At 71.4% G+C, this 25,379-nt stretch carries 23 protein-coding genes and 1 pseudogene; 15 read left to right on the forward strand and 9 right to left on the reverse strand.

All coding sequences use genetic code 11. From position 1 onward, the window contains the following. The first annotated feature begins 90 nt into the window (after positions 1 to 90). Positions 91 to 279 carry a hypothetical protein gene (locus GTY56_RS19580; protein WP_161366644.1) on the forward strand — a complete coding sequence of 63 codons (189 nt, stop codon included), beginning with the start codon at positions 91 to 93 and terminating at the stop codon, positions 277 to 279. Here the strand turns inward: GTY56_RS19580 and istB are convergent. Beyond that, positions 257 to 1,480: an IS21-like element helper ATPase IstB gene (gene istB, locus GTY56_RS19585; RefSeq protein WP_346345520.1), complete on the reverse strand. Its 1,224-nt coding sequence runs from the start codon at positions 1,478 to 1,480 to the stop codon at positions 257 to 259. The genes GTY56_RS19580 and istB overlap by 23 nt on opposite strands. 190 nt (positions 1,481 to 1,670) lie before the next feature. On the opposite strand from istB, the gene GTY56_RS19590 reads away from it, so the two are divergent. After that, a complete protein-coding gene (locus GTY56_RS19590; protein ID WP_161366645.1) occupies positions 1,671 to 3,314 on the forward strand; it encodes a DNA repair helicase XPB in 1,644 nt (547 codons plus the stop codon). 13 nt (positions 3,315 to 3,327) lie between these two features. On the opposite strand, the gene GTY56_RS19595 is transcribed toward GTY56_RS19590, so the two are convergent. Then, entirely contained in the window at positions 3,328 to 3,516 is a 189-nt protein-coding gene (locus tag GTY56_RS19595; RefSeq protein WP_161366646.1) for a hypothetical protein, read from the reverse strand. Between the two features lie 297 nt (positions 3,517 to 3,813). Between GTY56_RS19595 and GTY56_RS19600 the strand changes: the two genes are divergently transcribed. Together GTY56_RS19600 and GTY56_RS19605 are read left to right on the forward strand one after the other, a co-directional pair. Beyond that, entirely contained in the window at positions 3,814 to 5,853 is a 2,040-nt protein-coding gene (locus GTY56_RS19600) for a HelD family protein (protein ID WP_161366647.1), read from the forward strand. 96 nt (positions 5,854 to 5,949) lie between these two features. Further along, entirely contained in the window at positions 5,950 to 6,618 is a 669-nt protein-coding gene (locus GTY56_RS19605; protein ID WP_161366648.1) for a maleylpyruvate isomerase family mycothiol-dependent enzyme, read from the forward strand. Positions 6,619 to 6,688: 70 nt separating this feature from the next. On the opposite strand, the gene GTY56_RS19610 is transcribed toward GTY56_RS19605, so the two are convergent. Together GTY56_RS19610 and GTY56_RS19615 are read right to left on the reverse strand one after the other, a co-directional pair. Beyond that, on the reverse strand, positions 6,689 to 7,381 hold the full coding sequence (locus GTY56_RS19610; protein ID WP_161366649.1) for a copper homeostasis protein CutC: 693 nt from the start codon (positions 7,379 to 7,381) through the stop codon (positions 6,689 to 6,691). Positions 7,382 to 7,517: 136 nt separating this feature from the next. Then, entirely contained in the window at positions 7,518 to 8,198 is a 681-nt protein-coding gene (locus GTY56_RS19615) for a maleylpyruvate isomerase family mycothiol-dependent enzyme (RefSeq protein ID WP_161366650.1), read from the reverse strand. Between the two features lie 46 nt (positions 8,199 to 8,244). On the opposite strand from GTY56_RS19615, the gene GTY56_RS19620 reads away from it, so the two are divergent. From GTY56_RS19620 to GTY56_RS19635, 4 genes are all read left to right on the forward strand, one after another. After that, positions 8,245 to 8,916 (forward strand): HD domain-containing protein, encoded by a 672-nt coding sequence (locus tag GTY56_RS19620; RefSeq protein WP_161366651.1) that lies wholly within the window; start codon positions 8,245 to 8,247, stop codon positions 8,914 to 8,916. 35 nt (positions 8,917 to 8,951) lie between these two features. Continuing rightward, positions 8,952 to 9,290 carry a Pepco domain-containing protein gene (locus GTY56_RS19625; protein WP_161366652.1) on the forward strand — a complete coding sequence of 113 codons (339 nt, stop codon included), beginning with the start codon at positions 8,952 to 8,954 and terminating at the stop codon, positions 9,288 to 9,290. A 166-nt stretch (positions 9,291 to 9,456) separates the two neighbouring features. After that, positions 9,457 to 14,127, forward strand: coding sequence for an HD domain-containing protein (locus GTY56_RS19630; RefSeq protein WP_161366653.1), 4,671 nt, complete (start codon positions 9,457 to 9,459; stop codon positions 14,125 to 14,127). Positions 14,128 to 14,161: 34 nt separating this feature from the next. Beyond that, positions 14,162 to 15,220 carry a GNAT family N-acetyltransferase gene (locus GTY56_RS19635; RefSeq protein WP_161366690.1) on the forward strand — a complete coding sequence of 353 codons (1,059 nt, stop codon included), beginning with the start codon at positions 14,162 to 14,164 and terminating at the stop codon, positions 15,218 to 15,220. Here GTY56_RS19635 and GTY56_RS19640 read toward each other — a convergent pair. Further along, entirely contained in the window at positions 15,190 to 15,477 is a 288-nt protein-coding gene (locus GTY56_RS19640) for a DUF4031 domain-containing protein (RefSeq protein WP_161366654.1), read from the reverse strand. The two genes, GTY56_RS19635 and GTY56_RS19640, sit on opposite strands and share 31 nt — an antisense overlap. A 7-nt stretch (positions 15,478 to 15,484) precedes the next feature. Continuing rightward, on the reverse strand, positions 15,485 to 15,868 hold the full coding sequence (locus tag GTY56_RS19645) for a DUF8819 family protein (protein WP_161366655.1): 384 nt from the start codon (positions 15,866 to 15,868) through the stop codon (positions 15,485 to 15,487). Between the two features lie 55 nt (positions 15,869 to 15,923). Between GTY56_RS19645 and GTY56_RS19650 the strand changes: the two genes are divergently transcribed. Together GTY56_RS19650 and murQ are read left to right on the forward strand one after the other, a co-directional pair. Continuing rightward, entirely contained in the window at positions 15,924 to 16,859 is a 936-nt protein-coding gene (locus GTY56_RS19650; protein WP_161366691.1) for an SIS domain-containing protein, read from the forward strand. 46 nt (positions 16,860 to 16,905) lie between these two features. After that, entirely contained in the window at positions 16,906 to 17,841 is a 936-nt protein-coding gene (gene murQ / locus GTY56_RS19655) for an N-acetylmuramic acid 6-phosphate etherase (RefSeq protein ID WP_161366656.1), read from the forward strand. Between the two features lie 4 nt (positions 17,842 to 17,845). Here the strand turns inward: murQ and GTY56_RS19660 are convergent, their stop codons facing one another. Together GTY56_RS19660 and GTY56_RS19665 are read right to left on the reverse strand one after the other, a co-directional pair. Continuing rightward, positions 17,846 to 19,891: a hypothetical protein gene (locus tag GTY56_RS19660; protein WP_161366657.1), complete on the reverse strand. Its 2,046-nt coding sequence runs from the start codon at positions 19,889 to 19,891 to the stop codon at positions 17,846 to 17,848. Between the two features lie 190 nt (positions 19,892 to 20,081). Then, positions 20,082 to 20,273 (reverse strand): annotated as a pseudogene (locus GTY56_RS19665) (hypothetical protein); the annotation flags it as partial. 114 nt (positions 20,274 to 20,387) lie between these two features. Here GTY56_RS19665 and GTY56_RS19670 point away from each other — a divergent pair. The 5 genes from GTY56_RS19670 to GTY56_RS19690 all read left to right on the forward strand — a co-directional run bounded on the left by GTY56_RS19670 (position 20,388) and on the right by GTY56_RS19690 (position 23,778). Further along, positions 20,388 to 21,227 (forward strand): helix-turn-helix domain-containing protein, encoded by an 840-nt coding sequence (locus GTY56_RS19670; RefSeq protein WP_161366659.1) that lies wholly within the window; start codon positions 20,388 to 20,390, stop codon positions 21,225 to 21,227. Beyond that, complete coding sequence (locus GTY56_RS19675; protein WP_161366660.1) at positions 21,211 to 21,402, forward strand: DUF397 domain-containing protein; 192 nt, start codon at positions 21,211 to 21,213, stop codon at positions 21,400 to 21,402. The genes GTY56_RS19670 and GTY56_RS19675 overlap by 17 nt, the downstream gene beginning before the upstream one ends. A 206-nt stretch (positions 21,403 to 21,608) precedes the next feature. After that, a complete protein-coding gene (locus tag GTY56_RS19680) occupies positions 21,609 to 22,466 on the forward strand; it encodes a hypothetical protein (RefSeq protein ID WP_202510452.1) in 858 nt (285 codons plus the stop codon). A 56-nt stretch (positions 22,467 to 22,522) separates the two neighbouring features. Beyond that, on the forward strand, positions 22,523 to 23,194 hold the full coding sequence (locus tag GTY56_RS19685) for a Uma2 family endonuclease (protein ID WP_237524932.1): 672 nt from the start codon (positions 22,523 to 22,525) through the stop codon (positions 23,192 to 23,194). A 14-nt stretch (positions 23,195 to 23,208) separates the two neighbouring features. Beyond that, a complete protein-coding gene (locus tag GTY56_RS19690; protein ID WP_161366661.1) occupies positions 23,209 to 23,778 on the forward strand; it encodes a hypothetical protein in 570 nt (189 codons plus the stop codon). A gap of 3 nt (positions 23,779 to 23,781) precedes the next feature. Here the strand turns inward: GTY56_RS19690 and GTY56_RS19695 are convergent, their stop codons facing one another. Then, entirely contained in the window at positions 23,782 to 25,338 is a 1,557-nt protein-coding gene (locus GTY56_RS19695; RefSeq protein ID WP_161366662.1) for a carboxylesterase/lipase family protein, read from the reverse strand. Positions 25,339 to 25,379 lie beyond the last annotated feature (41 nt).

The following is a 25,379-nucleotide window of genomic DNA, read 5'->3' on the forward strand; positions in this document are numbered from 1 at the left end:
CCGCGCACCCGCCGGGCCGGTCCAGGCGCTCAGGACCGGCTCGCGGTGCGGTCCCCCGTCCCTCGGTCCCGGAAAGGCCCTGCCGTCCTCATGCGTGAGAACCTGCCCGCCGTCGCCGTCTGTGCCGTCGTGCTCGTGGGGGTGCTCGCGCCCCCCGCCGCCGCGGCGTCTCCCCCGCCCCTGCCCCTGCCGGTCACCGCGGTGGAACCGCTGGTCACCGAGGGGGTCTCCATCGAAGGTCCGCTGGTGCAGAACGTCAGTCTGCCCACGCTGAAGTAGCGCGGCGCGTCCGGTAGCTGTCGCCGTCCAGCCGCACGATCTCGGCGTGATGGGCGAGGCGGTCGGTCAGTGCCGGGGCGGACGGGCCGAAGACCTCGTCCCAGCGGCCGAGCGGGCGGTCGCTGGTCACGATCAGCGAGGCCCGCTCGTAGCGGTGGGCGACGAGCTGGAAGAACAGGCCCGCCGTCGCCGCGTCGAGGGGCGTGTAACCGACCTCGTCGACGATCAGGAGGGGGTGATCGTCGAGAGCGGCCAGTTCCGCGTCGAGCCGGCCGGCGGCCCGGGCGCCTGCGAGCCGGGCGGCCCACTCGGCGGCGGTCGCGAACAGCACCCGGTGCCCGGCCTGACAGGCCCGCACGCCCAGGGCGACGGCCAGGTGGGTCTTGCCGGTGCCGGGCGGCCCGACGAAGACCACGTTCCGCCGGGCGTCGACGAAGTCCGCCTTGCCGAGCCGTGCGAGGACCTCCCGGTCGAGGCCGCGGGGATACTGCTGGTCGAACTCCTCCAGCACCTTGCGCGCCGGGAACCCGGCGGCACGGATCCGGGCTTCGGCGTCGGTGTCGGGGGCGGGTTGTGGGGGGATGGCGGCGGCGGTCGGGAGCGTCGCCGATTCCGGCTCCGCCTGCTGCCGGCTCGCGTGGTCGGAAGCCTGCGCGGGCGCGGCCGGTGCGCGGTCGGCGTGGCCGCGGTCGGTGTGGGCGACCATCGGGCCGGACATGTAGGCGAGGATCGCGGCCGAGGCGATGAACGCCATGTGGATCACCGTCCCCCACAGCAGGGCGTGCCGGGAGGTGTGGTGGACGTCCACGAACATCTGGAGCAGGTGAACGGAGGAGATGCCCACGATCGCCGTGGCGAGCTTGACCTTCAGCACGTTGGAGTTGACGTGCGAGAGCCATTCCGGCTGGTCACGGTGGCCCTGGAGGCCGATGCGCGAGACGAACGTCTCGTAGCCGCCGACGATCACCATGATCAGCAGGTTGGCGATCATGACGACGTCGACCAGTTTGAGCACCGCGAGCATCACGTACGTCTCGGTGGCGTGCCCGCTCACGCACATGAGGATTAAGGTCCAGAGCTCCTTGAAGAACTTGTAGACGTAGACGCCCTGGGCGGCCACCAGCCCGAAGTACAGCGGGGCCTGGAGCCAGCGGGTGGCGAACAGGGCGTATCCGAGCGTGGTGGTCGTCGGGTTCTGCACCTGCGCCATTCTTCGGGGCCGCACCGGAAAAACTGAATTCACACCACACGTTGGGATGAATAGGCATTCAGTACGACCGGACGCGCAGATCACACCACCTGACGCGGTCGATCAGGCACACTGGACGTTTGGCCGAGGCGTCGCGCTGTCGAGCCGTCCGAGTCCTCCGGCCGCAGAAAGGGTGCCGCGCGTGAATGGTCCGCTGATCGTCCAGTCCGACAAGACCCTGCTCCTGGAAGTCGACCACGAGCAGGCCGACGACTGCCGCCGGGCCATCGCCCCGTTCGCGGAACTGGAGCGGGCGCCGGAGCACATCCACACCTACCGCGTGACCCCGCTGGGCCTGTGGAACGCCCGCGCGGCGGGGCACGACGCCGAGCAGGTCGTGGACGCGCTCGTGCAGTACAGCCGCTACCCGGTGCCGCACGCGCTGCTCGTGGACATCGCCGAGACGATGGACCGCTACGGCCGTCTCACCCTGTCCAAGCACCCGGCGCACGGGCTGGTGCTGACCACGACCGACCGTCCGGTGCTGGAGGAGATCCTGCGGTCGAAGCGGATCACGCCGCTGGTCGGCGCCCGCATCGACCCGGACACGGTCGTCGTGCACCCCTCCGAGCGCGGGCAGATCAAGCAGACGCTGCTGAAGCTGGGCTGGCCCGCCGAGGACCTCGCCGGGTACGTCGACGGCGAGGCGCACGCGATCGAACTGGCCGAGGACGGCTGGGCGCTGCGGCCGTACCAGAAGCAGGCCGTCGAGAACTTCTGGCACGGCGGTTCGGGCGTCGTCGTGCTGCCCTGCGGCGCCGGGAAGACGCTGGTCGGGGCCGGGTCGATGGCGCAGGCGAAGTCGACCACCCTGATCCTCGTCACCAACACCGTCTCGGCCCGGCAGTGGAAGCACGAACTGGTGAAGCGGACGTCGCTGACCGAGGACGAGATCGGCGAGTACAGCGGCACCCGCAAGGAGATCCGGCCGGTCACCATCGCGACCTACCAGGTGCTGACGACCCGGCGGAAGGGCGTCTACCCGCACCTGGAGCTGTTCGACTCGCGGGACTGGGGGCTGATCGTCTACGACGAGGTGCACCTGCTGCCCGCGCCGGTCTTCAAGTTCACCGCCGACCTCCAGGCGCGGCGGCGGCTCGGCCTGACCGCCACCCTGGTCCGCGAGGACGGCCGGGAGTCGGACGTGTTCTCCCTGATCGGCCCCAAGCGGTTCGACGCGCCGTGGAAGGAGATCGAGGCGCAGGGCTACATCGCGCCCGCCGACTGCGTGGAGGTCCGGGTCAATCTGACCGACTCCGAGCGGCTCGCGTACGCCACGGCCGAGACGGAGGAGAAGTACCGCTTCTGTGCGACGACCGCGACGAAGCGGAAGGTGACCGAGGCGATCGTGCGGCGGTTCGCCGGGCAGCAGATCCTCGTCATCGGGCAGTACATCGACCAGCTCGACGAGCTGGGGGAGCATCTGGGCGCGCCCGTGATCAAGGGCGAGACGTCGAACGCGCAGCGGGAGAAGCTCTTCGACGCCTTCCGCGAGGGCGAGATCAGCGTGCTCGTCGTGTCCAAGGTCGCGAACTTCTCGATCGACCTGCCGGAGGCGACGGTCGCCATCCAGGTCTCGGGCACCTTCGGCTCCCGGCAGGAGGAGGCCCAGCGCCTCGGCCGGGTGCTGCGCCCCAAGTCCGACGGCCACCAGGCGCACTTCTACTCCGTGGTCGCCCGGGACACCATCGACCAGGACTTCGCGGCCCATCGCCAGCGCTTCCTGGCGGAGCAGGGCTACGCGTACCGGATCATGGACGCGGACGAGCTGCTGGCGGAGAGCTGACGGACCGGTCCGCTCACTTGCGGCGGACCACGCCGACTTCCTCTCCGTACTGACCGAGGACGACGACGTCGAAGGCTGCGCCCGCGAAGACCTTGACGGCGCGCAGGGCATCGCCGAGACGGTGGCGGTGGCTGCCTGCCACGGCGGTGGCGCCGGGCGGGCGGCCCGGTGCCGGGGCGGGGGAGATGGTTGCTGCGCTCATGTCTCCATGGTGCGTTTTCGCCGGTAAAGCCTGCGTCGGTCTCGGGACCGAACTGTGCGGTGGTCCCCGTACGCCCGTGGACCGACCCGGCCCCCTCAGGGAGGAGGGCCCTGTCCCCTAGGGGATGGGGGAGGGAGGACGGCAGAGAAGGGGCGGAGAAAACCGTTCGCGGCCGGCGCCCCGTTCCCTTAAGATCTCCGCTCTTGCCCGCCTCCCTCACGGAGTGCCGCCGACCGGACGGAAACCGGCCGGCATCTCACCGCCCACTCTTCAGCAGGTCCCTCCGGAGGCACCCCCTTGTCCACGCCCGTCGACGACCCGCTCGCGCGTGAGCGCTCCCACCTCTCCGCGTCCCGTTCCGCCCTGCGTGCCATGCGCGAGGGCGTCGAGGCCCTCGACATCACCGACGTCACCGCGAACTGGGTCAACGCCGAGGCGCTGGCCCACCAGATCGAGGAGCGCGTCAAGGCGCTGGCCGACCTCAGCGGCACCCCGCTGTTCTTCGGCCGCCTGGACTACCTGCACGCACCCGGCGCCGAGGAGGCGGAGGGCGCGGAGGGTGAGCGCTTCTACATCGGTCGCCGCCATGTGCACGACCACGACGGCGACCCGATGGTCATCGACTGGCGCGCGCCGGTCTCGCAGCCGTTCTACCGGGCCTCCAAGAAGGACCCGATGGACATCGCGCTGCGCCGCCGCTTCGGCTACACGGGCGGCGACCTCACGGCGTACGAGGACGAGCACCTGTCCGACCCGGGGGAGGCGGCCCGGACCAGCAAACTGCTCCAGCAGGAGATCGAGCGGCCGCGTGTCGGCCCGATGCGGGACATCGTCGCGACGATCCAGCCCGAGCAGGACGAGATCGTCCGCTCCGGCCTCTCCGGCACGGTGTGCGTGCAGGGCGGCCCGGGCACGGGGAAGACCGCCGTCGGCCTGCACCGGGTCGCCTACCTCCTCTACGCCCACCGCGAGCGGCTCGCCCGTACCGGCACGCTGGTCGTCGGACCGAACCGGTCCTTCCTGCACTACATCGAGCAGGTCCTGCCCGCGCTGGGCGAGTTGGCCGTCCAGCAGGCCACCGTCGACGACCTCGTGGCCCACGTCGAGATCAAGGGCACGGACGACGCGACGGCCGCCGTCGTCAAGGGCGACGCCCGGCTGGCGCGGGTGCTGCGCAGGGCCCTCTACGCGCACGTCACGATGCCCACCGAGCCGGTCGTGGTCGTGCGCGGATCCCGCCGCTGGCGGGTCCCGGCGTACGAACTGGAGGAGCTCGTCCGCGAGTTGCTCGACCGCGACATCCGCTACGGCGCCGCCCGCGAGGCCCTGCCGCAGCGCATCGCGCACGCCGTGCTGGTGCAGATGGAACGCTCGGGTGAGGCACCGGACGACCGGGTGCAGGACGCGGTCGCCCGCAACAGCGCGGTCAAGGCGGCGGTCAAGGCGGTCTGGCCGGCCGTCGACCCGGCCAAGCTGGTGCTGCGGCTGCTGTCGGACGCGGAGTTCCTCGCCGTGCACGCCGAGGGGATCCTCGACGCGGACGAGCAGAAGGCGATCCTGTGGGCCAAGCCGGCGCGCAGCGTGAAGTCGGCCACGTGGTCACCCGCGGACGCCGTCCTGATCGACGAGGCCACCGACCTGATCCAGCGCACGCACTCCCTCGGCCACGTCGTCCTCGACGAGGCGCAGGACCTCTCCCCCATGCAGTACCGGGCGGTCGGCCGCCGCTGCACCACCGGCAGCGCCACCGTCCTCGGCGACCTCGCGCAGGGCACGACGCCCTGGGCGACCCGGAGCTGGCAGGAGGCACTGGCACACCTGGGCAAGCAGGACGCCCATGTGGAGGAACTGACGGCCGGTTTCCGCGTCCCGACAGACGTCATCACCTACGCCTCCCGGCTGCTCCCGCACATCGCCCCGGGCCTCACCCCGGTCGTGTCGATCCGCGAGAACCCGGGCCACTTCGAGATTCGGCAGGTCTCCGGCTCCCAGGACGTGGTCGAGGCCTGCCGGCGGTCGCTGCGCCACGAGGGCTCGACCGGCCTGATCGCGGCGGACGCCCGCGTGCCCGAACTGGCCGGGGCCCTGGCGGAGGCCGGCATCCCCTACCTGGGCCCCGGCGAGGAGACCACCCGGGACACCCGCCTGACCCTGGTGCCGGCGTCCCTGGCGAAGGGCCTGGAGTACGACTACGTGGTGCTGGACGACCCCCGGGCGGTGGTCGACGCGGAACCGGACGAACGCACGGGCCTGCGCCGCCTGTACGTGGCACTGACCAGGGCTGTCTCGGGCCTGACGGTGACCCACACGGCCCCGCTGCCGGAGCAACTGGCTTAGGTCCTTGATGCGTTGCATCCCGTTCACACGGGTGCGGCCGATGAGTCCGGGCGGCGGCAGGAGTCTGATCGAGGACACCCGATCTCCGGAGGCCCCATGACCGAACCACACGTGCTGGAAACCCGGGAAGCCCTGGAAAGGGCGATCCACGTCGAGCGGTCCGCGCTCGCTCACGACCTCGTCGGGCTCAGCGAGGCGCAGTGGGCGAAAGCATCACTGTGTCAACGCTGGACCGTCGAGGAGGTCGTGGCCCATCTGACGGCGGGTGCCCGCACGAGGTTCGGGCGCTGGCTGCTGAGCATGCTGGCCGCTCGGTTCGACTCCGGTCTGCACAACGACCGACGACTCGCACAGCACCGTGGTGCCACACCTGAAGAGACCTTGCGGCGCTTTCGCGAAGTCGTCGCCGGGCCTGCCGGGCCGACCGGACACACTGCGGCCTGGCTGGGCGAAATCGTCGTCCACAGCGAGGACATCCGTCGGCCGTCGGGGCTCGTGCGGACGCCCCCCGTGGCCACGACGACCGCCGTGGCGCGGTTCTTCGCCGGTCGCGATTTCACCGTCTCCAGCAACACCGCCATCGCGGGCTTGCGGGTCGAGGCCACTGATGGACCGTTCAGCACCGGCTCAGGGGATCTGCTCCGGGGACCGACCCTCTCGCTGGTGATGGGGATGGCAGGCCGTGCAGCGGCCTGCGACGACCTTGAGGGGGACGGTGTGGCAGTCCTGCGCGCCCGACTGCGCTCAGGTCGAGGAACAAGCTGAAGGCGGCACGAGACCCTGTCGGGTCGGGCTGCGCGCCCATCCTGCCGCAGCCCCCGACGCTGAGTACTGCTCAGACGCCGTCCACCGCCGCCCGCCACGCCGCGACCGCCTCGGTGGACACCGGCTCGTCCCACCCCCGGGGCCGAGCCGCCCCGCCGATGTGAAACCCGCCCACCCCGGCCTCCAGCAGCACCGGCACATGCTCCAGCCGCAGCCCGCCCCCCACCAGCAACTGCTGTTCATACCCGGGCTCCCCGGCCCGCCCGGCCTCGGCGAGCAGCACGGGCAGCCCCTCGTCGACCCCACCCGGAGCCCCGGCCGTCAGGTACGTGTCCAGCCCCGGCATCCCGTCCAGCTGCTTGCGCAGGGCGTCCCGGTCGGCGGCCCGGTCGATGGCCCGGTGGAATGTCCAGGGGCAACCGTCCAGCACCCCCACGACCCGCTCCACCGCCGCCAGGTCGACCACACCGCCCGCGTCGAGGAACCCCAGCACGAACTCCTCGGCCCCGGCCTCCCGCAGCTCCACGGCCGTACCGGCGAGCCGGTCGGCATCCCCCGCCGCGAACCCGTCCGCCAACCGGATCATCACCCGCAGGGAGATGTCGACCGCACGCCGGATCCCGGCGACGGTGGCGGCCGACGGCGTGAGCCCGTCGGCCGCCATGTCGGTGACCAGTTCCAGGCGGTCCGCGCCTCCCGCCTGGGCGGCGACCGCGTCCTCGACGCCGAGGGCGATCACCTCCAGGACTGCACGCTTGCTCATGGGGCCCCTTCGTCGGCATGGCGTCGGCGTTCGGACGCCTGACGGATGCGACAGGTCTAGTCCAATCAAAGACTACGCTGCCCACTCCCACGCCTTCCGAAGCCCCCGGCACCCCCGGAGCCCCGGGAGGCCCGCCTCAGCCGTAGATGTTGAGCTCCTTCACCTCCACCCCGGCCAGCTCGAACGCCGGCACCCCGTCGACCGGCCGCCCCGTGTACAGCCGTACGAGCGTCGGCCCGTCCCCGATGAAACGGCCCGGGGGCCGCTCCCCGCCGCTCTCCCCCAGCCGCAGCGGCTCGTCCAGGTCGTCGAGGTCGGCGTGCAGCGGCACGTGCCCCCGCTCGCGGGTGATCCGGGCGAGCAGCGCGAGCGCGTCCGGCAGTCCGGCCCCGCCGTACGCTCCCGGCAGGCCGAGGGCCTCGCGGACGTCCGCGGCGTGCACCCACTCCCCCAGGGCGAGGCCGTCCAGCCTGCCGCCGGCCCCGGCGATCGCGGGCCCGGCCGCGCCCATGCCGCGTTCCAGCTCGTCGAGGACCTGCGCGTCGCTCCAGCCGGCCCGGTCCGCGATGTCCCGGTCGTTGGACTCGGGTGAGAACACGCCCTCCTCGAACCTGCCCTCCGCCGCCCGGGTCAGCGCGGCCGAGCAGTGCGCCAGCACGTCCCGCACCGTCCAGCCCGGACACGCGGGAACAGGCAGGGCGAAGTCCTCCCCGGCGCGGTCCCGCAGCAGCGGGATCAGCGCGTCACGCTCGATCGTCAGCAGCCGCCCGGGCTGCTCGGGGTCCCGTACGTCAGGAACATCAGCAGGTGTCGTCATGCCCCCACGCTAGGTGCCCGACCCCGCTCGGCGGGAGAATGCCCCCATGGCCGATCTCGACTCGCTGCGCACCCGCTTCGCCCGCACCCTGGAAGCGGCCCGGGGCCCGGCCGGCGGCCCGGACCCGGCGCCGTACGCCGATGCCCTGCTCACCCGCTGGCAGGAGCCCCAGCGCCGCTACCACACGGTCGGGCACCTGACGGCGGTCCTCGACCGCGTCGACGAGCTGGAGCGGTACGCGCACGACCCGGACGTGGTCCGGCTGGCCGCCTGGTTCCACGACGCGGTCTACCTGCCCGACCGCTCCGAGAACGAGGAGCGCTCGGCCCGCCTCGCCGAACGCGCCCTCGCCGAGGCCGGCGTGCCGGACGCGAAGACCGCCGAGGTGGCCCGCCTGGTCCGGCTCACCGTCACCCACGACCCGGCCGACGACGACCCCGACGGCCAGGTCCTGTGCGACGCCGACCTCGCGATCCTCGCCTCGCCCCCGTCGGCGTACGCCGCCTACACCGCGGCCGTCCGCGAGGAGTACCACTTCGTCCCCAGCGACGCCTTCCGCGCGGGCCGCGCCGCGATCCTGCGCCAACTCCTCGACCTGCCCCGCCTGTTCCGGACCCCGCACGGCGCCGCCGAGTGGGAGGCCACGGCCCGCTACAACCTGCGGTCGGAACTGCAACTGCTAGAGGATTCGCCCTCCGGCCCTGGTTCCGCGCCCTAGGGTTGGTCACACCGCGCCACAGGGAGGGAACACGGATGGACCACACCAGCGAGACCGAGGTCGTCGAGCCGAGCCTGCCGTTCTGGGTCACCGTCACCGAGGAGGGCGACGACGACTCCATGGGCATCTTCCGCAACGGAGGCGGCGAACCGGCCCTGCGGTCCGTCCCGCTGGGCCCCCTGCGCAAGAACCTCGCCGAGACCGTCGACGCGCTCCAGCAGCTGTTCGAGGACGCCGCGGCTCGGGAAGGCACCCTCCCGCTCGCCGAGGCCCAACTGTCCTTCCAGGTCACTGCGAGCGGCGGCATCCAGCTGCTCGGGACCGGCCAGATGCAGGGCACCCGGGGACTCACACTCGTCTTCAAGCGGCCCTGAGAACACCGTTCAACCAGGGACGCAAGAACCGCCCCGTGAACTAAAGTTGTCGGACGAACGGCCGAGGGGCAGGGGGACGGCATGAGCGGCAGCGCGGCGAACCGGAGCACAGCGGCGACCACGCCCGCAGGGGTCGCCACGGTCCGGCCCGTCTGACCGGCCGCGTATGCCCCAGCACAGGGCGCTGCTCATCGGAGCCAGCGATTACGACGACCCACGCATCCAGGACCTGCCGTTCGTCCGTGACGACCTGCAACGGGTCCGGGACGCGCTGGTCGAGCGCGGGTTCCAGTCGGCGGAGATCGTCGAGAGCAAGCGCGGCATCACCCCGAACACGGTCAACGGCCGGATCCGGACCTTCCTGCGTGACGCGGCCCAGGGTGACACGCTGCTGGTCTTGCTCAGCGGGCACGGGCAGCACTTCGAGGGCAAGGATTTCCTGATCCCTGAGGACGCCACGTTCGACGTCGGAGTCTTCGCGGACAGCTGCATCGAGATCGGCTGGGAGCGGGAGCTGGAGGACTCCGCCGCGGCCCATGTCGTCTTCCTCGTCGACGCCTGCCGCGAGGGCATCGACCGCGACACCATGGCGGCACCGCCCGGCGTGCAGCCCTGGCCCCGGCGCAAGGTCGCCAACGCGTTGCGGCGCAAGGTGGCGTACGTGCATGCCTGCACAGCTCCCCAGTTCGCGCTGTTCGTCGGCGAGAAGGAGACGGTCCGGCCGGGTTTCGACCCCGGTACACAGCCGGGCGAGTCGTTCAGTCTGTTCTCCCGGGCCCTTGCCGACACGATCGCGGCGGACCCCCACGCCCTCCGTCTGCACGAGTTCGCCGCGCGGATCCAGACCCGGGTCGAGGAACTGCACCGCGCCTACGGCAAGACCCGTGCGCCCCAGCAGGTCACCCTCGTCACGGAGACCGCGGCCGACCCCGGTGGGGAGGACTTCCCGCTGCTGCCGGGCCCCGACCGCCGCACCGAGGCCCACCCCTGGATCCGCTCAGCGGAACGGCATCCCATCTGGCTGCGCACCCCCGACGGCCCCGCCCGGGAGCACCTCCAGGAGGCCTGCGCGACGCTGGCGGCACGACTGGCCACAGCGTACGAGGGCGCCGCGCACGCCCTGCGGGACGATCCCTGGCACGACGCCGAACTGGCCCAGCGCACCCACGTCAGGCTGGGCTTCCTCACTCGCCTGCTCGCCGACGACGAGCGCCTGTCCCCGTCCGAGGCCGCGTTGGCCGTCCTGCTGCCCCTGGTCGAGCAGGCCTTCTGGGCCCAGGAAGCCGCACAACGGGTGGGCGTGCTCGGCGCGGACCTGTGCGCCGGAGGACCGGACCACATCCGCTTCCGCAAGTTCGGCCAGGGCTTCCCTCGTTTGAAGCGCCGGCTGCTCACCCTGCACGAACGGACGACGGCCCGCGGCTCCGTGGAGCGGATCCGGTGGTGGCAGTTCCACCGCTGGCTGATCCAGCAGCCGGAGCTGTACGCCGCGGAGGCTCTCAAGTCTCTTCTCGGCGAGGTGGCGGGGGGCTCGGACCAACCCCCTTGGGTGGCTGACGCGCTCTCCGCGGACCGCCTGATGCGGCTGCTGAAGGAGCACCGCACGACACCGTTCTCCGTGCGCCGGGGCGTTGCCGGTTCCGCGGGTGGCACGTCCCACGAAGAGCACGACGTCATCGCGGCCGCCACGGGCGACGAGCACGAGGTGCGCACGCCCCTGGTCTCCGCCTTGCTCAAGGCGGCCTACGCGATGGCTGTGGACCCCGTCGACCTGCCCGAGATCGTCGTGGAGCACATCGGCATCTACGACAGCGTCGATCTCGGCGAGCTCCTGACCACCGTGCGCCGCTCCGACTGGCGCCATTCCGGTGTGGGCCGGTCCCTGAACGCGATGTGCACCCACCCGGCCGTGCAGATCGCGCTACGGGAACACGCCACCCGCGTCGACGCCCTGCTCCGGGAGATCAACCGCGGCGGCAACCCGGCCCTGGCTGCACTCGGTGCGCTGCCGCCGTACGCCGACGGCAGCCGGGTACGTCTCGACGGCAATAGCCCCGACCAGTTCTCCGACGGCATCCGCTTCCAGCTCGCCGAGGACCGTGTCCAAGAACTCCTCATGGGTGAACAGCTCTACGGCGACCGGGAGCTCGCGGTTCGGGAGCTGTACCAGAACGCGCTGGACGCGCTGCGCTACCGGGACTGCCGCACCCAGTACCTCCAGCGCACGGGACAGGCCGCGACTCCCTTCGAAGGCCGGATCGATTTCGTCCAGGGCGTGGGCTCCGACGGCCGCCCCTACCTGGAGTGCCGCGACAACGGCATCGGCATGGGCATCAATGAACTCGGTAGCGTCTTCTCCCAGGGCGGCACCCGCTTCGTCGACCTCCCCGAGTACATCGAGGAGCAGGTCGCATGGAGCGAGCTCCCCGAGCCCAAGCTCCGCCTTTACCCCAACTCCCGTTTCGGCATCGGCGTCCTGAGCTATTTCATGCTGGCCGACGAGATCGTGGTCCGCACGTGCCGTATGGGACGCGACGGCCGACCCGGGCGCCTGCTGCAAGTGACAATCGCGGGACCGGGGAACCTTTTCCGGGTCGAGGATCTCGGGGAGGGGACCGAGCCGGGGACGACCGTCCGGTTGCTGCTGTCGCGACAGGGCAAGCGCGTGTCGTGCGTGGAGGCGTTGCAGCGGTTGCTGTGGGTGGCGCCTTATCGGACGATGGCGGTGCATGGCTCTCGGAGCCATGAGTGGGTGCCGGGGGAGTTGTCTCTGACGGCACTCGAGCTCGAACAGTCGAAACGGAAGCCGGGTCTACCGGTAAAGGACCCTGTCTGCCTCGCGTCCGACTCACCCGACCTCTGGTGGATCGATCATCCAGGAATCGTCCTGTCAGACGGCCTGGGGACGGAGTCCGAACACTCGTTCCAGGCGGTGTCAGGCTTCCCTCACGGCATCATCCTGAATCTGCACGGTGAGCATGCGCCGGTCCTCACCGTCGATCGGAAGAACGTGCGCTCCTTCGACCACGATCATGTCCGGACTGTCGTCACCGCTGCGGCGTCGAGTCTGACCCGCCCGGACCTTGCCCTGCCGACCCTCGACTGGCTGACGCACGTCAGCCGCTCCGCGACGTGGTTCGGCGACCTCGTGGCCCGGCACGCTCAACTGGCTGGACTGACGTGGCGGATCAGGGACGCCTCGGTGCCCTTTCACAAAGTCGGCTACTTTCTTCCCGACACCGAGCTGATCTCCTTGGTGACTGGCAGCTACCTGCCGGAACAGTTCGGGCGCCACGCTGCCCGCTTCTTCGGCACCATGCCGCCGAATGTGCTGCTTTGGCGCTTGCGAGTGCTGTACCGCGCGGGCCTTGGCGGCCCGGTGTCGCTGCCGGAACCGTGCCCGTCCGACGAGGTGTGCGCCCGGCCCTCCGACCTGATGCTGCTCAACGGAGGTCGGAACAGACGTTGGGACATGGCGTACCGGGACTGGCTGGGGCGGGAGTACGAGCAGCATCCCGCGCTGCTCCTCAGTTGCCTCTTCGATTGGCGCGACCCCGCCCAGCCGCTCGGCACCGACGAGGTCCTCACCCTGAGCCTCGGCACGGAGCGACCGACCGTGGAGGTCGCCGACCGGCTCACCGCTCTGGGATACCAGGTCGAGCCTTTGGCCGGGTTTGGCGCCGAATACGAGGATCTTCCGCTTCTGCGACCACTGGGCGACCCGTGGGGCTGGTTGGCTCCAGGCTCGGTGCTTTCGGCAACCCAGGTCAGTTTCAGTGCCGCCAACCACGCCTGCGCCACTCCGCAAGCCGCGCAGCGTCTGCGGGAACTGGGCTTCACCGTGCCGGAGGAACCCCCGGTCCGGGAGCACTGGACCGACGAGGAGCGGGGCATCCTCGACAGCTTGTGGTCATCATGCGTTATGCCGGCCCCGGAAGAGGCTCTGCGGATCTCCCGCGCCCAACTGGTTTCGGTGGCCCACGACACGGACGCAACGGTGCTCCGCGTGACGGAGTTCCTGTCCGAACTGGGCTTCCAGCTGCCCCCGGTCGTTACGGATTGGCCCGAACTCACGGCGGACGACCGGTCGCTCCTTCTGTACAACGGCCAGCGCCCTTGGGTGGATGAGGAGGTCTCCCTCTTCTACATGACAGCGGTGGCACGCCATCTCCACCAGTCCGTCCGGTCCGTCTCGGCCCGACTGGAGGAGCTCGGCTACGCGGTGGCACCTGTCCCGGACGACGAAGGGCAGTTGCCCTCGCCGGCTGAGACTGCTCTCATCAGTCACTGTGGCATGCCACACACGGCCGCCCCTCTGAGCCTGATGGACGTGGCCTACGGGGCACGGCAGGTGGGCATACCAGTGCCCGAGGCGATCTCCGTCCTCGCCAGATGGGGCTACCGCTGCTCGGTCACAGCCGAAGCCGTTGCCTCCGCCCCGGGTATCGACAACACGCTGTTCCAGCATCGTCCGTTCGCCGATCCCTCCACCCATGGCCCGGTGTCCCTCGCCGCCCTCAAGGCTGTGTGTGGCCGAGCCAAGGAACTCACGGACTTCGGTTACGACGTCGTCGCCCTGTCCGAGAGCAACGTCAGAGAACTTCACATGGAAGGGGCCCTGCTCCACACTCTCACCAGCGAGGGGCTCCCCGACTTCACCGCCCATCCCGACGATCCCCCGCTCTCCCTCGTCACTCTTGCAGTCGTAGCCCTCTCAGCTGCCAAAACGCTCCGCGAAACCGCCCTCAAAGCCACCGAGCTCGGCATGCGCCACGAGATCGAGGACTGGTTCCTCGCCCCAGAAAACCCGTCGCCGGAGTCTTCCACCCCCTCGTAGCCTCCCCACCATGTGGACAACGGGAGCCGAACAGGTGGAGCAGGCCGTCGCCGAGTGTGTGAGCCTGCTGGGGGCGGTCGCCGAGTGGGAGTGGGAAGGCGTACGGGCGGGGCGGCTCGACTGGGACTGCCGGCAGACGGCCGTGCACATCGCCGAGGACCTCATCGCGTACGCGGGGCAGCTGGCGGGGCGCGAGCAGGATGGGTACTCGCCGTTCGAGCTCTCGTTGGAGGAGGGGGCCGACAACGCGGGTGCGGTGCGTGTGATCGGCGCCATGGGCGCCCTGCTCGCCGCGGCGATCCGTACCACCCCGCGTGACGTGCGGGCCTTCCACCCGTACCCCTTCCGCAGCGCGAACCGTGAGGGGTTCGCCGCGATGGGCGTGGCCGAGGTGCTGCTGCACACGCACGACATCTGCGAGGGGCTGGGCCTGCGGTACGAACCGGCGTCCGAGCTGTGCGACTTCGTGCTCACCCGGCTCTTCCCGCACGTCCGGCCCGGCCCCACCCCGTGGCCGACCCTGCTGTGGGCCACCGGCCGCGGGGAGCTGCCGGGGCGCGCCCCGCTCACCGAGTGGCGGTGGAACAACAACCTGGTGATCGGCACCGAGCGGCTCACCCTGGAGGGTGTCACGCCCGCGGCGGCCACCGACCTGTCCACGGTCGGCGGCGGCGGCTTCGAGTGGATCGAGGGCGGGCCGGTCGAGGGCACCCGGGTCGGTGCCGGGCTGGTGTACAAGCAGTACGAGGACGGGATCCACCGGCCGGAGTGGGGCATGTACGTGCTCGTTCGGCGCGAGGACGGCCGCGCGCTCGGCGCCATGGGCTTCCACGGCGTCCCGGACGAGGCCGGACGGGTCGAGATCGGCTACGACCTGGTCGAGGGCGCCCGCGGCCACGGTTACGCCACCGAGGCGCTGCGCACGCTGTCGGCATGGGCGCTGGACCGGGACGAGGTGCGGACCGTGGTCGCGAACGTCGAGCGGGGCAACCTGCCGTCGCAGAACGTGCTCGCGCGGGCCGGGTTCACCCAGGTGCCCGCCGAGGACCCCGCGCACCTGGCCTACGAGCTGCGCGAACCCCGGGAGGGATAGCGCCCCTTGGGCCGCCGCAGCCCCGCCGCGTGCAGCAGCCGCACCACCTCGCGGCTGCTGACCTCCACGGCCCCCGCGGCCACCACGTCGGCGTACCGCTCGTCGGGGATGTCGTAGTGGTCGCGCTCGAAGGCCCGGCGGGGGACGCCGAGGCGCGCGGCGAAGGTGTGGAGCTCGTCGTAGGAGACGTCGCTGACGAGGTGGGACCACATGCGGCCGTGGCCGGGCCAGGTCGGCGGGTCGACGTAGATCGTCACGAAGGCCTCACGAGGACGCCGGCCCGCCGATGGCCCCGCCCAGCGACCCCACCGCGGCGACCTTCACGCCCGCCTCGCTGCACACCCAGTGCGGGTCGGGCCCCAACTCCGGTTCCACGTCGAGGGCGTGCGGCTCACCGGCCCCGCACACCGGGCACAGCGGCCAGCGGCCGTACCGCTCCAGCAGGGCGTCCTGGACGTCCTGCGCGACCAGGCCGGCCACGTACCGGGCGCCCTCGGGCCACTGCTCGACCCACCATCGCCGCTGCGTGACGGAGTCCTCGACCAGGGACACCACGTCCGCCTCGGCGACGCGTCCCGCGACGAGGTCGGCCAGCACGAGGGCGCGCGCGGCGTGCAGCGCCTGCTCCAGAGGGCTGATGGGTTCCATGCACCCATTGTGCGCACTCTTGACCCCGTCGCCGCCCCGAAAATATCTTTCAATGGTGACCCGCGACGTGAAGGAAATTTTCGCCCGCGAGCGGAGCGGCCCCTCCGGGGCGAGCGGCGCCCCGCCCGCCCCCGCCGCCCTCGCGGCCAAAGTCCGCACGCTGGGCCCGTCGATGACGCGCTCCATGCAGCGCGTCGCCGAGGCCGTCGCGGGAGACCCGGCCGGCTGCGCGGCCCTCACGGTCACCGGCCTCGCCGAACTCACCGGCACCAGCGAGGCGACCGTCGTACGCACCGCCCGCCTGCTGGGCTATCCGGGTTACCGGGACCTGCGCCTGGCCCTCGCCGGCCTCGCCGCGCAGCAGCAGTCGGGCCGCGCCCCGGCCATCACGACGGACATCGCGGTGGACGACCCGATCGCCGACGTCGTCGCCAAGCTCGCCCACGACGAGCAGCAGACCCTCGCCGACACCGCCGCCGGCCTGGACACCGTCCAACTGGGCGCGGCCGTCGCCGCCCTGACCGCGGCCCGCCGCACCGACGTGTACGGCGTCGGGGCCTCCGGCCTGGTCGCCCAGGACCTCACGCAGAAGCTGCTGCGCATAGGGCTCATAGCCCACGCCCACAGCGACCCGCACCTCGCCGTCACCAACGCCGTGCAACTGCGCGCGGGCGATGTCGCGGTCGCCGTCACGCACTCCGGGTCGACGGGGGACGTCATCGAACCGCTGCGGGCCGCCTTCGAGCGCGGCGCGACGACGGTGGCGATCACCGGCCGCCCGGACAGCCCCGTCACGCAGTACGCCGACCACGTCCTCACCACGTCCACCGCACGCGAGAGCGAGCTGCGTCCGGCGGCGATGTCGTCCCGGACGGGTCAGCTCCTCGTGGTGGACTGCCTGTTCGTGGGGGTGGCCCAGCGGACGTACGAGACGGCGGCGCCGGCGCTGTCGGCCTCGTACGAGGCACTGGCCCACCGGCACCGTTCCTGAGGCAGACGCCCCGCCCAGCACCGGAAAGACACGGAAAGAGCCGTCCATGACCTCCACCCCCCGCCACCGCGACGTCCGGACCGAGTTGGAGTCCCTGACCACCGAGGCCTTCCGGCCGGAACTCGCCGACATCGACCGGCTGCCCACCCTCGACATCGCCCGGCTGATGAACGGCGAGGACGCCACCGTGGCCGGGGCTGTCGCGGCCCGGCTTCCGCAGGTCGCCGCCGCGATCGACGCCGTAGCCGAGCGGATGGCCCGGGGCGGCCGCCTGGTCTACGCGGGCGCGGGCACGGCGGGCCGGATGGGCGTCCTGGACGCCTCCGAATGTCCTCCCACGTTCAACACCGACCCCTCCCGGGTCGTCGGCCTGATCGCGGGCGGCCGGGGCGCCGTGGTCACCTCGGTGGAGGGCGCGGAGGACTCCCGGGAACTGGCCGAGGCGGATCTGGCGGCCCTCGCCCTGACCCCCGACGACACGGTGGTCGGCATCTCCGCCTCCGGCCGCACCCCGTACGCCATCGGCGCGGTCGAACACGCCCGCGCCCGCCGCTCCCTCACCATCGGTCTCGCCTGCAACTCCGGCAGCCCCCTCGCGGCCGCCGCCGACCACGGCATCGAGATCGTCGTGGGCCCCGAACTGCTCACCGGCTCCACCCGCCTGAAGGCCGGCACGGCGCAGAAGCTCGTCCTCAACATGCTCTCGACGATCACGATGATCCGGCTGGGCAAGACCTACGGGAACCTGATGGTCGACGTCCGCGCGTCGAACGACAAGCTCCGGGCCCGCTCCCACCGCATCGTCGCCCTGGCCACCGGAGCCGCCGAGGAGGACATCGAGCGGGCCCTGACCGCCACGGACGGCGAGGTCAAGAACGCGATCCTCGCCCTCCTGGCCGACGTCGACGGACCGACGGCGGCCAGGCTGCTGGCGGAGTCCGACGGCCACCTGCGCGCGGCCCTGGCGGCGGCGGCCGGCTGAACCGTCACGCCCCCACGACCACCCGCTGCTCCTCGCCCTCCCCCTCCCCCAGCCGCTCGGCCTGTTCCGCCGCCGCCTTGTCGGCCAGGGCGTTGACGGCCGTGTTGAAGCGCTCCATCGATGTGGGGCGGTCGGGTCCCAGCACGTACTCCTTGAGGACCCGGCGCTCGGGTGCCATCGGATCGTGCGCGGGCTCGCGGACCGACCGGAGAATCTCCGGCAGGCGGGTGCAGTCCCGGTCGAGGAGATAGGCGCCCCCGGCGGTGGTGTACGCCGCCCGGAAGTCCTCGTCGGGCAGATCGGCCGCGTTGGTGAGCACGTACGGCTTGAGGCTCGCCACGAAGTCCGCGACGACCGACGAGACATCGCTGATGAGCAGGTCGGCCTGGTCGAAGCAGTCGTACAGCGTGGGCAGCTGCTTGAGGATCACCTGGTGCCGGACCGGCCCCCGGCTCTCCCAGAAGAGCCGGTGCCACTCGGCCCGCAGTTCGTGCCACTCCGCCTCCCCGTCACCGGCGGGGACCCGCGCGTCGCGCAGTTGCTGGGCGTCGTCGCCGGTGAGCCGCCCGGACAGCTCGCCGAGCCGCGCCTGGATCTCCGCGAGCCGCGGCCGGGCGGCGGCGATCGCGGCCTCCGCCTCCTGGGCGTCCCGGGCGTCCCGCCGCTCGTTGTCGGCGCGCAGCAGCTCCCGCACGGCCCGGTCGGCCTCGGCCGCCACCCGGGAGCGTTTGCCGGTGAGGGGATGCGGCTTGTAGAGGACACGGACGTTCTCGGCGAGGAGCTTCTCGACCAGCGCCACGCCCATCGGGATCAGCGACGTGTGGCAGTCGTCGTCGCTCCAGCCCTCCCAGGTCGGCGCGTACAGCACGGTCGGCACCGGCCCGGGCACGTGGTCGGCGTGCAGCCGGATCGACGACAGCTGCGGGCGGCCCACTTCGACGATCGCCGAGTCGCTGATGGCGTGCCGCACCCGCTGGTAGCGGTCGCGCCCGGCCCGCCCGGCCACCCAGATCTCGTCGTACACCTTGCTCACCCGGTTGCTGCTGGCGAGCTTGTCGCTGTCGCCGTGCCCGATGAACACGTGCTTGGCCTCGGCGACGCGCAGCATGTGGACGTTCTTGCCCGCGTTGCCCGGGTAGAGGACGACCCGCAGCTCGGGCAGCTCCAGCTGCGCCACGTCGTCGGCCTTCGGCACGCACACGACCGGGATCGACGTACGGCCGAGGTAGCGGAACGAGGCCCGCTCCCGCAGGATGATCAGCGGCCTCCGGTCGAGCTGCTCCAGCGTCTCGATCCACATGTTGACCTGGTACATGAAGTCCCGCGACACGGACGCGAAACTGAAGTACAGCGCCACCTCCGGCCGGTACCCGGCGAGTTGCCGGTTGAGTTCGGCGATCACCTCGGCGTCCGGCGGCATCCGGCGGGCCCGGCGCAGCTGCCCGAGCAGCGCCGCCACGGCCGCGACCGCCGGCCCGGCGGTGAGGGCGAACCCGACGCCCGCGGGCTGCCACGCCCCGGCCGCCAGCGCGGCGAGGAGCCCGGCGTGCGCCGCCAGGTCGAGATGCAGCAGCTTGCGCAGGAAGCGCCGGTAGAGGAGCGCGGGCGGCGACTGCGGGATGCCCGCCCCGCTCATGTCGAGGTTGCGCACCACGACCGGCAGCGTGCGGCGCCGCCGGATGGCGTGGTGCACGGCCGTGTACATGATGACCAGGCCGAAGTGGACGCTGAACACGGCCGACGCGGCCACCAGCACGGCGTCCGGCGCACCCATCCGGCCGGCCAGCGCGAGCAGCATCACCGTCCGCACGGCGAACCGCATCGTCCGGGTCAGCTGCAACGCGGCCAGCCGCCGCACGAAGGCGGGAGCCCGCGCGTGCAGCACCTCGTCCACGGCGTACGTCACGACCGAGGCGGCGGCGAATCCCCACAGCGAGGGGAGCAGCGCGAAAACGGGCAGTGCGGCGAAGCCTGCGGCGAACAGCAGCACGAGAAAGAGGTCGGTCTTCCCACGCACACGCAGGACACCGCACAGCCAACGGAACGTCATAAGACAGGATTCCTCTGGGGAAAGGATGTGATTTCCGAAAGTGGCGAGCGGTGGGGCGAACGCCGGCGTATGCGCGATACGCCTGTTCGACGGTGATGGAGGGCGAATGGTTGTACATCCACCGTTGGCTATTGCTTCACCGTGACTTGGGCTCCCGGTTGACTTGCCGAACGCGAGCCCGCAGGGCCTCCCCCACGGGCAACGACCGCAGCACGTCGGTGAGTTGCTCGGCCGTCCGTACGTTGCACCGCCCCAGGTCGACCAGGGCGAACGGCTCGTCACTCGCGGCCGTGACCGGGTCCACCCGCAGGGACGGCAGCACGACGCCGACTCCCGCGAGGGCCTCCCGCAGCGACTTCACGATCTCTTCCGTCGAGCGCATCCTGTCCTACCTCCACGCTGAGTTGGTGATTCACCACACAGCGTGGCCAACGCGTCCCTAACCTGGCCAGATACGGCGGTCCAACAACCCGATCTGTACGACAGGGAGTCGCCCATGCCCGGATCCCGGGACCTCGACCCGTCTTCCTCCCCCAGGGCCCTCCTCGGCGCCGAACTCCGCCACGCCCGCGAGAAGGCCGGCCTGAGCCAGGAGGAACTGGGACAGCGGCTCTTCGTGAGCGGGTCGTTCATCGGGCAGCTGGAGGCGGGGACGCGGAGGTTGCAGCGGGAGTACGCGCGGCTGCTGGACGAGGTGCTGGGGACGGAGGACTTCTTCCAGCGGAACTGTGTGGCGGCGGCGAAGTCGAAGTACCGCGAGCACTTCGCAGAAGCAGCAGAGGTGGAGACCCAGGCCGCGGCCATCAGGGAGTACACATCGATGCTGATTCCCGGACTGCTCCAGACGCCCGCCTACGCACGAGCCGTCAGCCGCGCTTACCAGCCCTCAGCGGCGGACGAGGTCATCGAGGCGCTGGTGACAGGCCGGATGGAGCGGGCGCGGATCCTCCGCGATCCAACAAAGCCTTTGTTGTGGACGGTGATTGACGAGGCCGCACTACGCCGCGCGACGGGCGGGCCGGGGGTGATGGCGGGGGCTCTACGCCACCTCATCGGTCTGATCCGCGGGAACCGCGTCATCGTTCAGGTGCTGCCGTTCGACGCAGGGGCACACCCGGGGATGCAGGGGTGCGTCAGGGTGATGGACTTCGACGACGCCCCTCCACTCGCCTACCTGGAAGGGGTCGACACCGGGCGACTGGAGGACGACCCCGCCGCCGTCGCGCGCTACAGGCTCTACTTTGAGCTCCTCACGGCTTCGGCGCTCTCGCCTGAGAAGTCTCTGGCCCTCCTCGAAGCGATGGCGCAGGATTACGACCATGAGGAACACGCCTGAGTGGTACAAGTCCAGTTACAGCGGCGGCACCGGCGACAACTGCCTGGAAGTCACCCAGGCATTCCCCGATGTCATCCCCGTCCGCGACTCCAAGACCCCCCACGGCCCGAAGCTCGTGTTCCGGGCCACGGCCTGGACCGCGTTCGTCGAGAACCTCAAGGACGAGACGGCCTGAGCTTCGGGACCCGGGCTTCGAGCCCTCTTTTCAGGGAATGGGTGGAGGGCTTCAACCCACCCTCCCGCCCGGTGAGTTGACGCGGAGCATCCGGCTTGCCACGGACAGTCACGTGCGTCTAACGTTCCCTGCACAAAAGCAACAGCCCCCGCCCGGTGCGCCAACACCTGCGGGGGCTTAACCATCGAGATCGGAACCACGATCCCATGGCTGACGCCAACTTTAGTGCTGCCTCCCCGTCCGCGCACCCCTTGGCGGGGCCGGGCTACGGCAAACGCACCGCCCCCGGCCAACTCCCCGCCACAAACCACGACTTCGCGCACCTCCCACCTCGCGAAGCCGCCATCGCCGCCTACCTTGACCGGCTCGCCGACGGCGCGGACATCTCCGTAAAGACGCTGGCCAAACACCTCCCCTACGGCCAGTGCGCCCTCGGCACCGCCCTCAACCGCATCCAGCAGGCGGGCCACCTGCGCCGGGGCCGGGAGTGCATCACGGCCGACGACGGCAGCTCCCGCTGGATCACCCGATCGTGGTGGTCCCGTACCGCCCGGGATGACGACTGGTGGAGCGCCTTCACCCGCGGCGACGTACCGCAGCCCCAGGCGGCACGCCCCACCCGCTCCCGGGCCCACATCCTCCTGGCCGCCCTCGGCCGCACGGCACCCGTCCTGTCCCTCTCCGAGGCAGACTGCACGACGCTTGCCCCACTCGTGACGGACTGGTTCGAGCGGGGCGCCTCGGAGGACCACGTCCTACGGGTGCTCACAGCCGGCCTGCCGACACCTGTCCACCACCCCGCCGCCCTGGTCCGCAACCGCCTGACCAGCAAACTCCCACCCCGACCACCCGAGCCACGCCCACCCCTGAGGATCCTGGAGTGCGCGAACTGCCGCGCCCCGGGCCGTCCGGAAACCCTGCCAGGGGGGCATTGCAGCGCCTGCCGGGGCGAACGCGCCCCTGCGCAACCCCCTGCAACTCTGTCCGCCCCCACGATCCATGACCGTGCGGCCGAGATCCGCGCCGCGATGTCCCAACGACGACAAGAGAGGGCACACACATGACGGCTCCTACGGTGCGACGTCACTCCCCCAGGGCACGATGGAAGGGAGGAGGCACCATGACCCCTGGTACCGCTGACCGCCCACTGATGCCCATCGAGGACTTCGAGGAGCTGGCCGAGGTGGCCCCGAAGGGCGTGCGACTCGAGTACGTCGACGGTCGCGTCCGGACGAAGGACGCGCTCAGCGTCGAGGACTTCGAGGAGCTGGAGCGCCGCGCCCCGGAAACCGTGCGGCTTGAGTACATCAACGGGAAACTAGAGGTCAAGGCCATGCCGGACGGCAACCACCGCTGCATCCTCATGTGGCTGTTGCGCCAGTGCATGCAGCACCGTCCGGACCTGGATCTGGTGCCCGAGTCAGGTGTCAAGGCGGAGGCCTACCGCAAGGGTCGCGCCCGCACGGACGCAACGCTCACGCCTGTGGATCACTTCCGAGGCCACGGCGAGTGGTCCGACCCCGAAGGTTCCCTCATGGCCGTTGAGATCACCTCCCGCGACCGGGACACCAACCAGCGCGACCGCATCGACAAGCCCCTCGGCTACGCCGAAGCCGGGATCCCCGTCTACCTCCTCATCGACCGCGACCACCACACCCTCACGGTCTTCAGTGAGCCAGAAGACGGCCGCTACCAGCAGGTCTCCCCGCATCCCTGGGGCGCCACCGTCGAGCTCCCCGCCCCCGTGAACATCACCCTGGACACCGAGAAGCTCAAGGACTACGCCGACTGAGGACAATGGGCACCATGAACCACGCCCAGCTGACCGCCCTAGGCCGCGCCCTCCGTCTCCTCGGCGAGCACGGGGAGGCCCTCACCGCCGACACCCCGGACGCCAAGCTGCACGAGGTCAAGGCCGATCTGAAGCGCGCGCTGGACCTGCTGGAGGAGAGCGTCTCGAACGCCGCGCCCACCACCCGCTGCCCTGAGCACCCGAACGGCCCCGTCGACGAGGCCGCCCCCGACCTGTGCCTGCTGTGCGAGACACGGCGCCGGGCGGCCCGCCGAAACGAGTTCAACGGGCCCGCCCCCCAGCAACAGCCCATCCAGCCCGCACCGTCCCGCTACGGCGTGCGCGGCGACCGCCCCCAGCCCCAGCAGCGCTGGCTGGCGGAGCTGTGGAACGGCCAGAGCTGGCAGCTGTGCGGCACCCCGCGCCGGGACCGCCGCGAGGCGGAGCTGTTCATCGCCGCCCAGCGCAAGGCGCCCCGGGCCGCCATGGCGTACCGGCTGGTGCACGAGTTCACCGACTACGAAGTGCTGCGGGTCTGGGGGACGCCCGTGCGCGTCGACATCGAGCCGATGGGCAACCTGTAGGCCCTACAGCAGCGGCAGGGGCAGGAACTCGTACCCCTCCCACAGCCGCCGCGACCGCTCCTCCGGGTACGCCGTGACCACCGGCTCCGCGTCCAGCACCTGCACCAGCCGCCGCTCGTCGTCGTAGGCCGGCCACCCCGGGTCGCCCGTCGTCGCGAACGCCGTCCAGGACGCGCGGAAGCGGGACGACAGCGCGAGGGCATCGGCGGAGGGCTCGGCGCCCGCGAACAGCAGGAGCCCCAGGTCGGCGCCGTAGGTGCCGAACAGCAGTGGGATGTCCAGGCCGTGGCAGGCGCCGAGCGCGCCGCCGTTGCCCGGGGCGGGCCAGGTCAGTTCGTAGACGTGGGCGCGTCCGCCGCCCGCGCGCTGGGCCTCGGCCAGGTGGAGGGACGGCATGGTGAACAGCCAGTCCGTCTGAACGCGTTCGTAGAGCTCGCTCGGGGAGGCGTCGGGGAAGGCCGTGCGGTAGGCCTGACCGCCGTCGGGCCCGGGGGCGAACAGGCGCAGGGCCGAGGCCGCCCTCTCCTCGGTGATCCGGCCCAGTTGGCCCGCCAAGGCGATGAACAGGCGGTACTCGTCGCGGTTGTGGCCGACGAGGAGGTCGACGTCCTTCGCCGAACCGGCCGCCAGTGCCTGCCACGGTGTGGTCGGCAGGACCTCTCCGTCGACCACCGGGGAGAAGGGCGTGACCGTGGGAGCCGCCTGGCCCCAGCGGTCGACGCGCTGGAGCATCTTGGCGCTGAGGGTCTCGCCCGCCGAGGTCAGTCGGTGCGGCGCGATCGTGGAGAGGTCGGCCACCGTGGGGCGCAGGCCCAGCTCGGCGGCGAGGGCGCTTCCGATGTCCCGGGCCAGGGCGTCGGAGAAGAAGGTCCCCGGCACGCTCTGCGCGATCGCCCGCCGGAACAGACCGGCGGCGTCCGGCATGGAGAGCAGCGAGGCGATCGAACCCGCGCCCGCGGACTCCCCGAAGACCGTGACCTGATCGGGGTCGCCGCCGAAGGCCTCGACGTTGTCCCGCACCCACTCCAGCGCGGCGACCTGGTCGAGCAGTCCGCGGTTGGCGGGAGCGCCCTCGATGAACGCGAAACCCTCCATGCCCACGCGGTAGTTGAGGGACACGACCACCACGTCGCCCTCGGTGGCGATGCGCCGGGCGTCGTAGCCGGGGCTGCCGGAGTGGCCCAGCTTGTAGGCGCCGCCGTAGATCCACACCATCACCGGCCGGCGAGCCGCCGGGTCGGGTTCGGGTGTCCAGACGTTGACCGTGAGCCACTCGTCGCCCTCGGGCACGTCGAGCAGGCCCGGGCCGCCCAGGTTGCCGAGGTCCTGCGGGGGCGGCGGGCCGAAGGCGTGGGCGTCGCGTATGCCGTCCCAGGGGTGGGCGGGGCGGGGCGCCATGAAGCGGGCCTCGCCCACCGGGGGTGCGGCGAACGGGATGCCGCGGAAGACCGCGAGTCCCTCCTCCCTCCGGCCGCGCACCGCACCGGTGGCCGTACGGACCACCGGTGCGGGCTCCTCCGAAGGGCCGCCCTCCGACGGGCGGGACGCGGTCGTCGTCATCTGGGTCTCCTCGCGGCTTGCCGGTGAACGGGCGCTCACTC

It is taken from the genome of Streptomyces sp. SID5643, from assembly GCF_009872555.1.
In the GTDB taxonomy this organism is placed as follows: domain Bacteria; phylum Actinomycetota; class Actinomycetes; order Streptomycetales; family Streptomycetaceae; genus Streptomyces; species Streptomyces iakyrus.

What these genes read in the sequence shown, in the direction of transcription:
- GTY56_RS19645 (WP_161366655.1), bottom strand. Translation starts at nt 15,868, where the DNA reads ATGGAACCCATCAGCCCTCTGGAGCAGGCGCTGCACGCCGCGCGCGCC.
- GTY56_RS19615 (WP_161366650.1), bottom strand. Translation starts at nt 8,198, where the DNA reads ATGACGACACCTGCTGATGTTCCTGACGTACGGGACCCCGAGCAGCCC.
- GTY56_RS19605 (WP_161366648.1), top strand. Translation starts at nt 5,950, where the DNA reads ATGACCGAACCACACGTGCTGGAAACCCGGGAAGCCCTGGAAAGGGCG.
- GTY56_RS19685 (WP_237524932.1), top strand. Translation starts at nt 22,523, where the DNA reads ATGACCCCTGGTACCGCTGACCGCCCACTGATGCCCATCGAGGACTTC.
- GTY56_RS19680 (WP_202510452.1), top strand. Translation starts at nt 21,609, where the DNA reads ATGGCTGACGCCAACTTTAGTGCTGCCTCCCCGTCCGCGCACCCCTTG.
- GTY56_RS19695 (WP_161366662.1), bottom strand. Translation starts at nt 25,338, where the DNA reads ATGACGACGACCGCGTCCCGCCCGTCGGAGGGCGGCCCTTCGGAGGAG.
- GTY56_RS19670 (WP_161366659.1), top strand. Translation starts at nt 20,388, where the DNA reads ATGCCCGGATCCCGGGACCTCGACCCGTCTTCCTCCCCCAGGGCCCTC.
- murQ (WP_161366656.1), top strand. Translation starts at nt 16,906, where the DNA reads ATGACCTCCACCCCCCGCCACCGCGACGTCCGGACCGAGTTGGAGTCC.
- GTY56_RS19580 (WP_161366644.1), top strand. Translation starts at nt 91, where the DNA reads ATGCGTGAGAACCTGCCCGCCGTCGCCGTCTGTGCCGTCGTGCTCGTG.
- GTY56_RS19675 (WP_161366660.1), top strand. Translation starts at nt 21,211, where the DNA reads ATGAGGAACACGCCTGAGTGGTACAAGTCCAGTTACAGCGGCGGCACC.
- GTY56_RS19690 (WP_161366661.1), top strand. Translation starts at nt 23,209, where the DNA reads ATGAACCACGCCCAGCTGACCGCCCTAGGCCGCGCCCTCCGTCTCCTC.
- GTY56_RS19660 (WP_161366657.1), bottom strand. Translation starts at nt 19,891, where the DNA reads ATGACGTTCCGTTGGCTGTGCGGTGTCCTGCGTGTGCGTGGGAAGACC.
- GTY56_RS19595 (WP_161366646.1), bottom strand. Translation starts at nt 3,516, where the DNA reads ATGAGCGCAGCAACCATCTCCCCCGCCCCGGCACCGGGCCGCCCGCCC.
- GTY56_RS19630 (WP_161366653.1), top strand. Translation starts at nt 9,457, where the DNA reads ATGCCCCAGCACAGGGCGCTGCTCATCGGAGCCAGCGATTACGACGAC.
- GTY56_RS19610 (WP_161366649.1), bottom strand. Translation starts at nt 7,381, where the DNA reads ATGAGCAAGCGTGCAGTCCTGGAGGTGATCGCCCTCGGCGTCGAGGAC.
- GTY56_RS19625 (WP_161366652.1), top strand. Translation starts at nt 8,952, where the DNA reads ATGGACCACACCAGCGAGACCGAGGTCGTCGAGCCGAGCCTGCCGTTC.
- GTY56_RS19620 (WP_161366651.1), top strand. Translation starts at nt 8,245, where the DNA reads ATGGCCGATCTCGACTCGCTGCGCACCCGCTTCGCCCGCACCCTGGAA.